We start from the raw sequence: 15,955 nt of genomic DNA, 5'->3' as shown, positions 1-15,955 counted from the left end.
TATTGTTAAATCTTATTTTTTAACAAGTTGTTTTGTTACAAAGCCTGTTGTATAAATACCGCTTTTGAACACATCATCTTCTAAAACTTGAATTAACATTGGCGTGTTCGTTTTAATACCTTCTACCTTTAATTCTTCTAAAGCATCATGTAATTTCAAAATTGCTTCTTGACGAGTTTCACCATGAGCAATGACTTTCGCAATCATTGGATCATAGAAAGGTGTAATCGTTACTTGATTCTCTAAAAAGTGATCAATACGTACATTTGTTGGAAGCGTTAAATCTGTAATTTTCCCAGGTGATGGGAAGAAAGTTTTCGGATCTTCTGCATAAATACGTGCCTCAATGGCATGACCACTACGTTTTACATCATCTTGTGTAAACGATAATTTCTCACCATATGCAATTAGAAGTTGTTGTTCTACAAGATCTAAACCAGTAATTTCTTCTGTAACTGGATGCTCTACTTGTAATCTCGTATTCATCTCTAAGAAATAGAAGTTTTTCTGATCATCAACTAGAAACTCAACTGTACCAGCATTTGTATATCCTAGAGCTTTAGCAGCTTGTACAGCAACTTCACCCATCGCTTTTCGTGTACCTTCATCTAAAAATGGTGAAGGTGCTTCTTCAATTACTTTCTGATTTCGGCGTTGTACGGAACATTCACGCTCCCATAAATACACTGTGTTACCATGTGTATCTGCTAAAAGCTGAATTTCAATATGGTGTGCATCTGCTATATAGCGTTCTAAATACATTTCTCCGTTACCGAAGAAGTTTTGCGCTCTTGTTTTGTTACTTTCAAATGCTTTGGTGAGCGTTTGCTCAGTTTCCATCAACTGCATTCCAATGCCTCCGCCGCCTGCGGATGCCTTCAACATTAATGGATAACCAATCTGTTTAGCGATTTCAATTGCTTCTTCAGCAGTTTCAATATTTGTAGTAATACCTGGAACTACTGGGACATCTGCAGCTTGCATTGCAATACGTGATTCGATTTTACTTCCCATCTTCGTAATGATTTCTTCTGATGGTCCGATAAATACGATTCCTTCTTCTTTACAACGAACCGGAAAAGATGGATTCTCAGATAATAATCCATATCCCGGATGGATTGCTTCAGCATTTGTCTTCTTAGCTATCTCAATAATTTTTTCAAGGTTTAAATAGCTTTCTTGGACACGCGGCCCACCTACTAAGTAAGCTTCATTTGCCATTTTTACATGTAGGGCATTTTCATCTGCCTCAGAATAAATAGCAACAGTGCGAATGCCAAGTTTTTGACAAGTTTTCATAATACGAACTGCGATTTCCCCGCGATTAGCAATTAATATTTTTTGAAACATAGTGATTCCTCCCTTTTATCTACATCCTAAATGTCTAGCAATTACGAGACGTTGAATTTCAGAAGTTCCTTCACCAATTTCTAATAGTTTCGCATCACGAATATGTCGTTCCACTTCATATTCACGCATATAACCGTATCCACCGTGAATTTGTACTGCTTGATTTGCAATACGGCTTGCTGCTTCCGATGCGAAAAGTTTTGCCATAGCCGCTTCTTTACCGAAAGGTTTATCATTATCTTTTAGCCAAGCTGCTTTATGTACTAAATTACGAGCTAGCTCTACTTCAGTCGCCATATCAGCTAATTTAAATTGAATTGCTTGAAAGTTAGAGATTGCTTTCCCGAATTGTTGACGTTCTTTCGCATATTGCAGTGCACGTTCAAATGCAGATTGCGCAATACCAACAGCTAATGCTGCGATCGAAATACGTCCTCCATCAAGTGTATATAAGAATTGTTTAAATCCTTTATTTACATCACCAAGAATATTTTCTTTCGGTACACGTACACCATCAAGTACGATTTCACATGTATTAGAAGCACGAACACCCATCTTATCGTAAGGACTTGAGATTGTTAATCCTTCACTTGTAGTCGGTACAATAAATGCCGAAATGCGTTTTCTACCATTGTCTTCAACACCGTTGACAGCGGTTACAATAATTGTATTTGCATACTCTGCATTTGTAATCCAACATTTTTCACCACTAATAACATACTCGTCTCCATCTAATACCGCTTTCGTTTGTGTACCACCTGCATCAGATCCTGCGTTCGGCTCAGTTAATCCGAAAGCACCTAACGTTTTACCTGATGCCATTGGAACTAAATATTTCTGCTTTTGTTCTTCTGTACCGAAATAATAAATTGGAGAAGCACCTAATGAAATTGTTGCAGCGTAACTTAATCCTGTTCCACCACAAGCACGACCAATTTCTTCAACTGCTAACGCGTACGATACAGTATCGCCACCTGAACCTCCATACTCTTCAGGGAATGGGATGCCTAATAATCCTAGTTCGCCCATTTTTTGAAATGTTTCATATGGAAATTCCGCAGTTTTGTCATAATACACAGCTTTCGGTGCGATTTCCTTTTCAGCAAAGTCACGTACCATTTCTTTAATCATTTGTTTTTCGCGAGTTAGAGTAAATTCCATTCCGCTACACACCCCTTATCGAATATTGAGTTTCGACAGCGTGCGAGTTTCTACTACAAACATTACAAATTAAAAGACAAGAACATTAGTTAGATAATTGTTATAATTCTGTCATAATCTAATTTTAAAACAGATTCTGTACTAATGCACAAAAAAATTCCTACATTGTTCTACAACAACATAGGAGTTTTTTTGTCGAAATATGTAATTTATTGTTTAATAATCTCTACCTTTACCCGAATCTGAAATCTCTACTAAAGCTTCAGGGTATGGTTCGAAATATGTTTGTCGTAATAAATACTTTTCATCAAATCGAAGAGCCCATGATTTTAAAATTGCAAGTATACTACTAAGCGGACTTTTCTTTTCTTTATATTTTTGTATCAGATCTAAAAAATGATCTTTTTCTTGTTTTTTCAATTTTGTTTTAAAATATCCAAAAATATGCTCACAAACATTTACATTCGATGTATAGCGGGGTGTGCGCATAAATAATTCATATAAAGTTTTCTCATATTTTTCAAATACCACTTCAATCATTTCATTTTTGTGATTTGCAATTATTCGTCCCAATTCCTTTTGTTTTACCTGATTATATGCCATAAATAAATATTTATTGTCCGACTGAAACGATACAAGGTCTTTCATATTTTTATTATGTTTAATCATTTTGTAAGATGCGATTGTAAATAGCCTTGTAAAGAAATGTTCTCTAATAATAAAATTCGACAATCTACCTTCTTCTTCAATTGGAAGATGCGAAAAATTTTTTATTACTGCTCCGCCAAATAAACCAGATCCCTTTCCTTTTGCTGGTGCCTTTTCAAAACCAGAATAAATTTTCACATCACGCGTACCACAACTTGGCGAACGATTCTTTAAAATAAAACCATCCACGTCGGGTATCGTTCGTAAAAAATCATTTGAGAATTGCTCCATTTTTTTAGTTACATCTTCCCGCGTCGACGGCTGCACAAGCTTATTCACACCATTTTCTTCTACAATTCGTATCGTTTCACGAGGAGTGCCCAATCCGATCTCGACTTCTGGACAAACAGGTATAAATGTAACAAATGGCTGCAAATTTCGTATTGTTACATCTGGAATCATCTCACCATTATAACGACAAGCATCAAATTCTAAACATTTACTAACAACAATTGTTGGTTTTGCAAATTGTCGCATTTCATTACCTCCTTTGTACTAGTCCGTACTATATAAATTGTACTAAGTTTAGTATCGTAATCAAAGTTTGTTTTATTTATATTTTAATGCACATATCCAATACCATTTTAACAGTTATTTAGCTCTACGACGTAAAGATGTTCGAATTAAAATCATGGTTTGATACTATTACAAATGAATAATGCACAAAAGAGTTGGAGAATGTAATACGTAAGAAAGGAGGGGAAATTTATGAAGAAAAAATTATCATCTATTTTAAGTGTTTTAGCACTATTTATTATGTTTTTAGGTACATCTGCCCATGCTGAATACGATGGAAATCATATGAATAGAGTCAATAACACTGATATTTCAACTCGAGTTAATGACAATAACTTAGACAGAGTTAATAATGATGTGAGAACTCGAAATGTAAATACGACAAATGATTTAAATGATAATCGTGATAGAAATAATAATTGGGCTTGGCTCGGTTTATTAGGACTTGCAGGATTATTAGGTCTTAGAAGAAGAGACAAAGAAGTACGTTAATCTGGAATATTTTTCGTAAACAAGTACTTATTTATCATAAAATATAACAAATATAAATCGCCTTTTTAAAGGCGATTTATTATTTTGCTTAAATGTAACATATGTAATTCATACTTCGACGATTAATTCCGTGGTGTTACTCCATACAATATAAATTGAATCGTATTTTCAATTTCCACTTCATCATTCCATTTTTCTTCTGGCAATAATAAAAATCTTGTTAATAATAAACCTAATACAGCCGATAAAGTAAGTCTTAATACTGAAGATGGCGGCATTTCAATAATTTCCCCGTCTTCTTGAAACTTTACAATTAACTTTTTAAAATGTGAAAATAACTCTGTTTCTACTAAATGTTGTATTTCATTTTTTAGTTCTGGCTGAAATGGCACTTCTTGAATTAATATTTTAATCATTGGAAAATGCTTTTTTGCAAATTCAAATCTATTATGAATAACAACTCTTAGAAATGCTTCATATGATTTATATTCCGACTTAAATACTTCCTTTGCGAAGGCTTGTACGAAAAATGGTGCAGCAAACTTTGTTAATGTTGGCATGACGACTGCTAACAATAAATCTTTTTTCGTTTTATAGTAGCGGAAGATTGTTCCTTCCGCTACACCAGCACGCTTTGCAATTTCACTTGTTGAAGTTGATGCATATCCTTTTTCACCAAACATATCAACAGCCGCCTCTAGTATACGCATTTGACGTTCATTTCGTTTATCCGTATTTGTTGCAGTAATTAATTCTTCTAGCCAATCTTTCTTCATCTATAATGCCCCTTTGTATCATCATTATATTTTTCGATGTTTCTTTAATGCAAATACATTTCCTATTGCAAATAATACTGAGAAAAATAGTAAAACAGTTAAATCTAATGCAATCTCTGTAAATCCTTGATTTCGAATCATCACTTGTCTCATTGCGTCAGCGCCGTATGTGAGCGGAAATAATTTCCCGAGCATTTGGAGCCACTTATTCATCGATTCAATTGGAAACAAACCAGAAAAGAATATTTGTGGCACAATGACAAGCGGTATAAACTGAATCATTTGAAATTCATTATTTGCGTATGCTGATAAAAACGTTCCTAAAGTTAATGCCGTTAAAGAAAGCATACATGTAATAAGTAAAGTTAGCCATATGGAGCCCGCAACGTATAAATCTAAAATATAAACGGAAAAACTTACGATAATAATGGATTGTATAAAGGCGAAGATTCCAAAACCAATAATATATCCTACAACTATTTCCCATCTTTTAATTGGAGTCGATAATAACCTTTCTAAAGTACCACTTAAACGTTCTCTTACGAAAGACACCCCTGATAAAATAAATACAAAGAAAAATGTAAAGAAACCGATTAATACAGGCCCAAGCCCATCAAACATTGTAAAGTCTTTAGAAGCATGTAAATAATTTACTTCAGGTTTCATAATTGAAACATCGTTCTTCCCTGTACTTTTTTGTAATATTTGAAGTACAGCACGATTTTTTGATGAATCACTACCTTCTAATACAATATTCATTTTCCCATTTTCTAAACGTATTACAGCATCTACCTTTTGTTTTTCCAATTCAGACATTGCCTTTTCTTTACTATATTCATAAATCGTTGCTTCCTGATTTTTCATTATTTTTACTACCTTAGCAGGCATATCAACAACAGCAATATGCGGTACATAGTCTTTTTGAGTAAACACTAGTGACAATAACCAAAGTAATAACATGGGGGCTCCAAACATCATCGCTAACGAACGCTTATCTCGAAAAAATTGGCGAATAATACGAATGATTACACCAGTAACTCTCATGATAGGACCTCCTCATCCAACAAAAAGACATCTTCAATCCGTCCTGAAGATACCCGCTTTTTCAATTCTTCAGGTGTTCCAGTCGCTACTAGCTTCCCTTCTCTAATTAACCCTAGGCGTTCACAATATTCAGCTTCGTCCATAATGTGCGTTGTTACAATAATAGTAGTGCCTTTCTTTTTTAAATCATGAAATTTTCCCCAAATCGTTTTTCTAAGAATAGGATCTATCCCAACTGTTGGCTCATCTAAAATTAATATTTCAGGTTCATGAAGAAGGGCTATTGCTAAAGATAAACGCTTCTTCATCCCGCCTGAAAAGTGCTGTACTTGTTTTTTCATATGTTGTGATAATTGAACAAGGTCAAAAACCTCTTGTATTCTTTCTTTTTTATGCTTTCCCTTTAATCCATACATTGTTGCCATAAAATCTGCATTTTCATATGCTGATAATTCTTCGTATAATGCATCAGCCTGAGCCATATAACCAATTCTTTTCATTTCATTTAAATTAGGCATGTTCGTGTTGTAAACAAACACTTCACCTTTAGTCGGCTCATTAATACCAGCAATCAATTTAATAAGTGTCGTTTTCCCTGAACCAGAAGGCCCAACTAAACCAAATATCTCAGCTTTTTCAACTTGCAATGAAAGATTGTGTAACACTTCTTTTTTGCCAAAGCTTTTTGAAACGGTTCGTAAAATAATTGCAGGTTGCTGCATGTTTTCTTCCCCCTTTTTAAAAATGAGTGAGTACTCACTATTATTTTACTCTTGCGTAAGTATATGTCAAACTTCATTGATTAGTATATATTTTCAATCAACAATATTAAACAATGAAACAGAGTCGACATTAGAATTTCATTTCCTAAAGTCGACTCTGTTTCATTTAAATTATATATTTTATTTTACGTTTTTAAATTCATATATTTCCTAATTCTAGCAACATCTAAAGAATATTCGATAACTAACTGCTGTAACGGTAATATAACTGTGTCGGGATATAAATGGGCATATTGTAACGTTTCTGCATATTTTTCTAACCTTTTTTCTAAATACTTTATAATTTGATCAGGATGACTTACTAATAAACATTTACAATAATAATGTATTTGTTCCTCAATCGCCGTATACTCTTCAATTTCATATTCTTTATGCATGTGTACACCCCTTTATGTTTTTATACAGATTTTTTATCACACTTTTCACTCGACTAATTTTTAAGTTTTTTGATTATTTACACTATAACAAACTCTTCGGGTCAAATTTTGTTACTTTATGTAACGTAGAAAATTTTTAACAAAATTGTAATGTTAACTTGTATAAAGTGAAACTTTAATCAGTGGGGGTTTTCTTCATCCCCCACTGATTATTAGCCCTCACCAATCGGACTTTTATGGGCAGCCCCCCCCACCTAACTTCTTTGCATTCGCTGAATTTTGAGGTCGGGGTCTTACTGCCCATTAAAGCGGGATAAATTTCATACGCCCTATTTTTCTCTGTACAAAAAATCGTACAGTTCAATTTAACTGTACGACTACAAGTTCTGGCCTATTGAAAATTCTTTGCGGAATGACACTATTGCCTAAGCCTCTACTCACTACCATAGATGTATTTTGTTTTTCATATAAACCGGCTGTATATGTAGGGAATATACCTTGATTCGGAGCAACTAAACCTCCGATAAATGGCAATCTAACTTGTCCTCCATGAGCATGCCCTGATAACACTAAATCTATTTTCTCATTAGCATACTCTACCAGAAATTCAGGTCGATGGGATAGTAATACATTATATGTATGTGGCTTCATTTCAAATTTTGCTTTTAAAATTTCATCTTTTACAACATTTCTTTCATCACGGTTTCCAGCTACAAATGCCGGATCATCAATTCCAAGTAAATTTATTTTTTGTTCTCCTTTTTGAATTGATACATGTTCATTTCTTAAAACAATAACATGATGCTTCTTTAATTCTTTGTCTAAATCATTATATTTTCCTGACCATTTTTCATGGTTTCCTGTCACAAAATAGATAGGATAATCCTTTACAAGCTCTCGTATTAATTCCATACTTACTTCTGCATCGTATGATTTCCTGTCAATTAGATCACCTGTAATAACAATAATATTTGGATTTTCACCTTTTACTTTTTGAATTAAAGTTTCTTGATTGTCGCCAAATTTTTTATTATGTAAGTCTGAAATTTGTAGAATTTTAAAGCCTTTAAATGTAGAAGGAATTTTACTAGATTTTATATTAACTTCAGTTATACTTATTAAATTGTTCTGTACATGTAAAAAGATACTTATACCTATTAAAGTCACAATAAATAATATGATTCTTTTAGACTTTTTGTTCATATTCTCTCCTTTTATTTTTATAAAACACTTATTTATTTTAACTGAATTATATTATATATTTGCGAAATTGTTTACGTTAATAAAATGCAACATTTGAAATTCCAGATGAAATACATATTAAATATTTGAAGTTGTTTACTTTTATCCTTTTCATATTAAGAATACAAAAACGATTCTTTTCACATGAAAAAGAATCGTTTTCTAACTTTATTCTTTTAATAACATTATTTTTACAAATGTACAATTCAAATACTATCACCTTAAAGCATTAACTATAACTTCAGCAGCCTCTGCAATAAGTTGATTATCATAGGGAGCATCTTTCTCATCTTTACTAGATAAAATTGCGATAATAATTGGTGCTCTATTCGGCGGCCAAACGATAGCTATATCATTTCGTGTTCCATAACTTCCAGCCCCTGATTTATCTCCAACTATCCAATCAGTTGGTACACCCGCGCGAATAAGTTTGTCTCCTGTAGCGTTTCCTTTCATCCAATCTGTAAGAATGTTGCGCTTATGGTCTGGAAGTGCATTTCCGACTGTAAACTCCTTAAGATTTGTAGCAATTGCTTTCGCTGTACTAGTGTCACGATTGTCTCCTGGAATAGCCTCGTTTAATTCTGTTTCAAAACGATCAGACATAGTAACCCGATCCCCCATCTGTCTGAGCGCTTTTTCATAGCCTTTCGGTCCGCCTATTTTATGAAATAAAATATTTCCTGCGGTATTATCACTGTAACGCACAGCAGCCTCCGCAATTTCTCCTAGTGTCATTCCAGTATCTACATGTTTCTCTGTAACAGGTGAATAATCCACTAAGTCTTCTTTCGTATAAGTAATAACTTCATTTAACTTCTCGGTAGAGTTTTGTTGTAGTAATACCCCTGCCGCTAAAGCCTTGTAGGTCGATGCGAAGGCAAATCTTTCGTTAGGTCGATAAGAGATTGTTTGATTTGTACCAGTATCAATAGCATACACACCTAATCGAGCATCATATTTTTTCTCTAGTTGAGAGAACTCTTTGTACGTCGCCTGATTTTTATGTTTTATTTGTCCCTTCTTTTCTTTCGCTTCAACTTGCAGTGGTCCTCCTGTAAAAGCTTCTAGGCTTGTAAGGCTTAAACCTAATATACCAACACATATCCCTATCTTTAGCATCCTCTTGTTTTTCAAAATCATCATTCCTTTCGAGTTCTTAACCATTTTTTTCGTACTCATAATAGACAATCACCGAAACAAGTTTGTTCCATAAACTTTTAAAATTTTTTAACTAGTATGAGGGTCATTATCAAAATAAGAGATAACAACAATGATCGCCGCTATCTCTTATTTCAAATCTCATTTGTATTTATAAAGACCTTTAAATAAACAGAATCTTTTTCACTTAGAGAATTGTACAAGTTTTACTGATTTTGATTCGGATTATCTGTACTAGCAGCTTCACCTTGCATACGCTGCTTTTTCAAATCAAAATATACATCTAAAACTTCTTTTCCAATTATAGAGTTAATTCCACTTTTATCATTATGAAGCCACGGAACTACTACAGAGAATGCTACTTCTGGATTATCATAGGGAGCATATCCAACTAACGTTAAGTTGTAACATTCCATACGTTCTCCTTTTGCATTTCTACCAATTGGATCATCTCCACCATATACAGTTTGAGCTGTTCCTGTCTTTCCTGCTGGCTTGTATGAAGCATTTTTGAAATGCTTCACGCCAGTTCCATCACCTTCCTGGAATACCCATCTAAACCCTTCTTTTATTCGATCAATATGCTCTGTCTTCATATCAATCCGATTTAATACGACAGGCTCTATAGAACGAATAACTTTGCCAACCTCTTCTTTTATTGATTGCTCTCGTATTTCTTGTACAATTTGAGGTTGCATTCTATAACCGCCATTAGCAATTGTTGAAATATATTGCGCTAATTGCAATGGCGTATACGTATCATACTGGCCGATAGAAAAATCTAGTAAAAAACCAGGTTGACTATCTACTTTTCTAGTTTGTCCAATTATTTCATTCGGTAAATCAATACCTGTAGGAACACCTAAGCCAAATTGCTTAAAATAATAGCGCATCGTATTAAATGCTTCTTGTTTTATATCCAATGAACCATTTGGTACGTAATTAACGCCCGCAATTTTTAAAGCTGTTTGGAACATGTATACATTCGACGATACTTGTAGAGCTCGTAAATCATTAATATTACCAAATCCGGATACATTCCACGATTTCTTAGCTTGTGTACCTTTAAATTTCATCGGTGCATCATAAAATTGATCTCCTGGTTGTATTGCCCCTGTCTCATATCCAGTTAATAAAGTTGCACCTTTTACAGCTGACCCTAGTTCATACGAAGTTGTCATATTACCTAATGCCAAATCCTCGATTTCCATTTTCCCTTCTTTTTCTACAATTCTTTTGCCTGCCATAGATAAAATCTGTCCGTTATTCGGATTCGTCATAACGACAAAAGCTCGGTCCAATAGTGTCTCTGAACTCTTAAAAGCTCTCAAATTTTTCTCTAAACTTTCTTCCACTTTCTTTTGTAATTCCATATCAATCGTTAATGTTAAACTATTACCACTTTTTCCTTTAGAAATTATTTCTGTGTTTATAATATTTCCTGATTTATCTGTAATATTTTTCACTTCTTCTTTTGTACCGTGTAACACATCTTCATATCGTTGTTCAATATAACTTTTCCCTACACGATCATTACGGTTATATCCACGTACTAAATAAGAATCTAAATTTTCTTTTGGCAGACCTTCTTCACTACTCGTAATATTACCTAACACAGAACGAAATAAATCACCATTTACATAATTGCGTTCCCAATCAACCGTTGCATCTACCCCAGGAAACTCCGCAAGATTTTCACTAATTCGCGCATACTCTTGATCTGTTACATCTTTTTTTATAATTTGTGGTGTCAGTTGATAACCTGAGCTCATTTTACTTTTAATTGCTAACACCTTTAAATCTTGTGCTGTTAATTCTGCCAATTCTACTTCTGTAATGCGACTTCGTCTTAAGTCTTCTATTTTTTTATCTAACTCTTTTCCCTCTATACCTTTTTCTTTAAACTTTTCAATATCTTTTTTCGTAATCTTTGTCTCCGCACGTTTCGTATTCAACTGCATCCAAAAATCTTTTTTATCGATATCTGTTAATTTGTTTATATCTTGTTCAGGCATTTCAAGTACTTTTGCCAAGTCTTTTGCAGTTTTTAAAATATCTTCACTAGAAATTCCCTTTGCCCTTGTATACGTAATCGTACGAAGAGATTTATTATTAACAACTGTTTTCCCTTCGCGATCTAGTATTTGTCCACGTGGAACTGGAATACTAGTTGTTACATTTTGACTGTTTTCCACTTGATTCTTATAAGCCTCTCCTTCTACGATTTGCACTTTTCCAAGCTGCATAATAATAGCTGAAAATAATAAAAATATGCAGAGGAACATTAGGTTTAATCGAATAGATATATATGTCTTCTTTCCTTTTTGCTTTTCCATAAATCCTCCATATATTTGCTTATAAATTACGTAACGATGGCCGATTATAAAGTGAAACTTTAATCAGTGGGGTTTTCTTCATCCCCGACTGATTATTAGCCTTCACCCATCGGACTTTAATTGGCAGTTGATCCCCCACCTAAATTCTTTGCTTTCGCTGCATTTTGAGGTGGGGGTCTTACTGCCCATTAAAGCGGGATAAATACAGATTCGACTTTTTCACTAAACCATTGTAAGCATCCATTTCTTCTCGTTTTGCTACGTAATTCAAAACTCTCCTGTCTTGTTTCCTCTCTATTTTTGTCGCTTGCATTAGAAATGCTTCACTGTATAACGACCAATCTTAAAAGTAAAATTTCATACTATTTATTCCTTTCTTCATGCTGTAATACTAAATAGACAATCTAAATAATAAAGATGTTCCACATTTACAAAAAAAATAATTAACTATAATATGGAATAAGCTAAAAAGGGAGGGTTTTATGTTACATACAAAAATAAAAAGATGGAGAGTTATAGCGATTCTTTCTATTGTAGGTTTTATATTAATAATTTTGTTTAAAAGCCATTTCTTTTCAATTACTATCGAAACTTCTTCAGCCGAAAGAGGCCAAATACTTGATCAAAATGGTGTAATACTAGCTACAAATAAGAAAGTTAAGTCTCTATATTGCACTTTTAATGATGAAAAGATATCGAAACTAGATACATCAAACACATTAGCTTTTTTCAATCAATTTTCAAGCCAGTTTCAACATGACATTTCTGCAAAAGACATACAATTACACTTACAACACTCTTGTAAAAAGCAAACTATGAATGATATACCGTTATACTCTGACATAAATGAGAGTGAACTTACATTCGTAAATAAGAACAAACCCAATAATGTAATAATTAAAGATGAAGTGATCCGATATTATCCCAAGCATGAAATTGGTTCACAAGTAATTGGTTATGTAGAAAATGACATTAATTCAGAGCAGGTGCCTGTTGGAAAAAGTGGGGTTGAGCTGCAATATGAAAATGATTTAAAAGGAAGACCGGGTAAAACCCTTGTTTTTAAAATGAATAATAAAAAGTTCTTATGGAACATTCAAAAAGTACAAAAAGGAAAAGATATCCGGCTAGCTTTAGACTCTAAGTTACAGCAAAAAACAGAGGAAGCATTAAGATCTCAAATCAAGAAAATAACTGATGTTAATGCTGGTTATGTTGTGGTAACTGATGTAAAAACTGGCGCAATTTTAACTATGGCAAACTCGGCAGTTTTTGATCCAAATATATTAAATACACATATATCACCTAAAATAGACAACATTATATCGCTTTCGCAAAATAAAACAATTCAAAAACTAAAGTATGGTGAATACTATGTAAATATGGCGTCTACTATAAAACCTCTTACTATTTTAATTGGGTTAAACGAAATGCTTTTTCAACCTGAAGATACTTATTTAGACAAGGGTACTTTTGAGTACGATAATCAAAATAACATTACGAATGCACCTGGAACGCCAGTAGGTGAGATTACACCGAGGCAGGCTATCATTAATTCATCTAACACATTTATGACAGCAAAAGTAGCTCTGCCCTTATTCAACCAAAATAATGGCAATATAGAAAAAGTGGCAAATATATGGACAGATTATTTAATGCAATTCGGCCTACGTTCTAAAACTGGTATTGATTTACCCTATGAAGAAGACGGACAATATGACTTCCATCCTTCTAATAAGTTTGAAAATGGAATCTCTGCGTTATTAAATGCCTCTTGGGGAGGAAATGAAGTGCATACTCCTCTTCAACTTGCTCAATATGCAGCAACTTTGGCAAGTAAAGGTGATAAATATAAGCCTCAAATCGTAAGTGCTATTATTGGTCCAAATGGTAAGGAAATACAAAATTTTAAACCAATTTTAGAAAGTTCAAATCATTATCCGACGGACTTTTGGAATGTCGTGCAAGGCGGAATGAGCCAAAATATAGAAGAGATTAAAAAACTACCCTTTGACGTCGCAGGTAAAACAGGTATTACAGGTTTTCCGAATGAGCAAGAAAGAATGATAAATCATTCTCTTTTCATTGCATATGCTCCTACCAAAGATCCACAGATTGCCGTTTCTGTCGTTATTCCTGGTAGCAATTCAGAAAAAAACATTGCAGCTCTCGTTACATCAGAAATTTTAGAGTACTGGAATACTCTTCAAAAAGAGAATAAAAACAATGAGGAAGGTTCATTAAAATGAACCTTCCTCTTTTACCATATAGAATCAATATTTTTTATTTTCCATATTCCTTCATTATTCTTTTCGAACATAAATGAATATTTAATATCCGTTAAAACGTACTCTTTTTGTACATATCCAGTATTACCGTTAATTGTCGATATTTTTATATATCCATCATTCTGTACTTTTTCTGGAATCCAAGCTTTTACCATTTCATTAGATACTTCATATAAAACTCGTGATTCTCGATTTGGTTCAGCTAATATTTTCGTTTTATTTCCAGTAACAGTTGCATATATAAAGTGCGCTTGCTTTGATTCGTTACTTTCTGTCAATCCACTTGGTACTTTGTATACTTGCTTTGTATCATTTGTAAATTCTCCCCCCATTGTAAGGGCAACTTGCAACTCATGAAAAATATCTTCATCAAACTCCAATTCATCCTTCTTATAACTCTTCCCTTTAAATAGAACTTCATCATTTAACGCTCTATACAAGTCATTTTCATTTTTTGCATTTGTACTTTGATATAAATCATTCATAAATTGTTTTAATGTTGGATCTTGATCAGACTCATCTTTTGTTTTAGGCTTAATTTGAGTGCTACTTTGTACCGGTGATTTATTATCATCTAGCCAAGGTTGTTGCACGATAACAAATAACATTGTACAAACAAAAACAACTACAATAGGTAATGCTTTTTTTCGAAACGGTCTTTTATATTTTACAAGATCCGCTTCATTATTTTCGTATATAGACTGCTTTATTTTAAAAATAAACTCTTCTTCATCTTTACGATTCTCCATTGGGCCTTTTTTTAATTGTTTATACCAGTCAGGATTTTGTTTATTGTTCATCACTACTACCCTCCCCTATTAATTTTGAAACCTTACTTCTCGCTCGACTTAATCTTGATTTTACAGTTCCAATGGATACTCCTAGTGTTTCGGCCATTTCTTCATAAGATAATTCATATTTCGCGTCTAAAATTATTATTTCACGGTGTTTTTTAGGTAGTTTTAATACAATTTCCCACACTTCATTCATTTCCTCTTGCTTAAAAAATTCTCGTTCTGCCGATGGAGATTGTTTATCATCACTAAAAAATCCTATTAAAGATATCCTTTTAAAATAAGAGGATTTCAAATAGTTTATTGCCGTATTTCTTGTAATTTTTAATATCCACGTTTTAATAGATGACTCCTTTCGAAATGAATTCCAATTTTTAAATACCTTTATAAATACATCTTGCGTGATATCATCTGATAAGTGTGGATCTTTCGTAATAATAAATGAATAATTCCATACATCTTGCCAATAATCTTTTATAACATAGTCAAGCTCATCATGATTACATTTTTCAATAAACTTCTGCTCCATTTCCACACCTCGAACTTATTTGAATAAACATAAAACTACCCTCACTTTTAATATGGTTTCAATATATAGACATGATACAAGTTTCATTTGTTCCATTGTTTATCTTTTTTTGATAGAAAAATCCTCCTGAGAATGTAAAGGTGTGCAATTACTTTCATAAAATAATCACCAATACATTCTCTTACATGACAGGATCCTAAAAAGAAATAAAGCATAAAATGTTAACAATACACTCGTAAAAATCTGATTATTATTTGTGAATTTCACACAACACTCTATTTGTATCACCTATTTTTCTTAGAGCATACTTATTTTTGTGTTCTATTTATGTTTTACTAAATAGCTGGTTTTTTTAGTTTAAAACTTGTCCATTGTAATTTGTTTCACTCTTCTATTTAC

General features: G+C 33.1%; 14 protein-coding genes. 2 read left to right on the top strand and 12 right to left on the bottom strand.

Annotated features, from left to right (window positions below):
* Window positions 1-12: 12 nt before the first annotated feature.
* From AC3WTI_RS03285 to AC3WTI_RS03275, 3 genes are all read right to left on the bottom strand, one after another.
* Window positions 13-1,350, bottom strand: coding sequence for an acetyl-CoA carboxylase biotin carboxylase subunit (locus AC3WTI_RS03285; protein ID WP_087956530.1), 1,338 nt, complete (start codon window positions 1,348-1,350; stop codon window positions 13-15).
* Window positions 1,351-1,365: 15 nt separating this feature from the next.
* Window positions 1,366-2,511: an acyl-CoA dehydrogenase gene (locus AC3WTI_RS03280; RefSeq protein WP_087956529.1), complete on the bottom strand. Its 1,146-nt coding sequence runs from the start codon at window positions 2,509-2,511 to the stop codon at window positions 1,366-1,368.
* 216 nt (window positions 2,512-2,727) lie between these two features.
* On the bottom strand, window positions 2,728-3,696 hold the full coding sequence (locus AC3WTI_RS03275) for a YbgA family protein (RefSeq protein ID WP_087956528.1): 969 nt from the start codon (window positions 3,694-3,696) through the stop codon (window positions 2,728-2,730).
* A 231-nt stretch (window positions 3,697-3,927) separates the two neighbouring features.
* On the opposite strand from AC3WTI_RS03275, the gene AC3WTI_RS03270 reads away from it, so the two are divergent.
* A complete protein-coding gene (locus AC3WTI_RS03270) occupies window positions 3,928-4,227 on the top strand; it encodes a WGxxGxxG family protein (RefSeq protein WP_087956527.1) in 300 nt (99 codons plus the stop codon).
* A 122-nt stretch (window positions 4,228-4,349) separates the two neighbouring features.
* Here the strand turns inward: AC3WTI_RS03270 and AC3WTI_RS03265 are convergent, their stop codons facing one another.
* From AC3WTI_RS03265 to AC3WTI_RS03235, 7 genes are all read right to left on the bottom strand, one after another.
* Complete coding sequence (locus tag AC3WTI_RS03265) at window positions 4,350-5,003, bottom strand: TetR/AcrR family transcriptional regulator (protein ID WP_087956526.1); 654 nt, start codon at window positions 5,001-5,003, stop codon at window positions 4,350-4,352.
* A gap of 24 nt (window positions 5,004-5,027) precedes the next feature.
* Window positions 5,028-6,047: an ABC transporter permease gene (locus tag AC3WTI_RS03260; protein WP_097841020.1), complete on the bottom strand. Its 1,020-nt coding sequence runs from the start codon at window positions 6,045-6,047 to the stop codon at window positions 5,028-5,030.
* Window positions 6,044-6,769 (bottom strand): ABC transporter ATP-binding protein, encoded by a 726-nt coding sequence (locus tag AC3WTI_RS03255; RefSeq protein WP_097841019.1) that lies wholly within the window; start codon window positions 6,767-6,769, stop codon window positions 6,044-6,046. Before AC3WTI_RS03255 ends, AC3WTI_RS03260 begins: the two co-directional genes overlap by 4 nt.
* 185 nt (window positions 6,770-6,954) lie before the next feature.
* A complete protein-coding gene (locus AC3WTI_RS03250) occupies window positions 6,955-7,206 on the bottom strand; it encodes a hypothetical protein (RefSeq protein ID WP_000548621.1) in 252 nt (83 codons plus the stop codon).
* Window positions 7,207-7,566: 360 nt separating this feature from the next.
* Window positions 7,567-8,409 (bottom strand): metallophosphoesterase, encoded by an 843-nt coding sequence (locus AC3WTI_RS03245; RefSeq protein WP_097841018.1) that lies wholly within the window; start codon window positions 8,407-8,409, stop codon window positions 7,567-7,569.
* Window positions 8,410-8,664: 255 nt separating this feature from the next.
* On the bottom strand, window positions 8,665-9,630 hold the full coding sequence (gene bla, locus AC3WTI_RS03240) for a class A beta-lactamase Bla1 (protein WP_373605225.1): 966 nt from the start codon (window positions 9,628-9,630) through the stop codon (window positions 8,665-8,667).
* A 185-nt stretch (window positions 9,631-9,815) separates the two neighbouring features.
* A complete protein-coding gene (locus tag AC3WTI_RS03235) occupies window positions 9,816-11,945 on the bottom strand; it encodes a peptidoglycan D,D-transpeptidase FtsI family protein (RefSeq protein WP_097841017.1) in 2,130 nt (709 codons plus the stop codon).
* Between the two features lie 482 nt (window positions 11,946-12,427).
* On the opposite strand from AC3WTI_RS03235, the gene AC3WTI_RS03230 reads away from it, so the two are divergent.
* The gene (locus AC3WTI_RS03230) at window positions 12,428-14,194 is read left to right on the top strand and encodes a peptidoglycan D,D-transpeptidase FtsI family protein (RefSeq protein ID WP_097841016.1); all 1,767 of its coding nucleotides are present in this window, start codon (window positions 12,428-12,430) and stop codon (window positions 14,192-14,194) included.
* A gap of 11 nt (window positions 14,195-14,205) precedes the next feature.
* On the opposite strand, the gene AC3WTI_RS03225 is transcribed toward AC3WTI_RS03230, so the two are convergent.
* Both AC3WTI_RS03225 and AC3WTI_RS03220 read right to left on the bottom strand, forming a co-directional pair.
* Window positions 14,206-15,033: an SH3 domain-containing protein gene (locus tag AC3WTI_RS03225; protein WP_097841015.1), complete on the bottom strand. Its 828-nt coding sequence runs from the start codon at window positions 15,031-15,033 to the stop codon at window positions 14,206-14,208.
* On the bottom strand, window positions 15,023-15,556 hold the full coding sequence (locus tag AC3WTI_RS03220; RefSeq protein WP_142286500.1) for an RNA polymerase sigma factor: 534 nt from the start codon (window positions 15,554-15,556) through the stop codon (window positions 15,023-15,025). Before AC3WTI_RS03220 ends, AC3WTI_RS03225 begins: the two co-directional genes overlap by 11 nt.
* Window positions 15,557-15,955: the final 399 nt, after the last annotated feature.

Source organism: Bacillus sp. EB106-02-03-XG38 (assembly GCF_058792175.1).
This window is presented reverse-complemented; position numbering and strand designations above follow the sequence as displayed.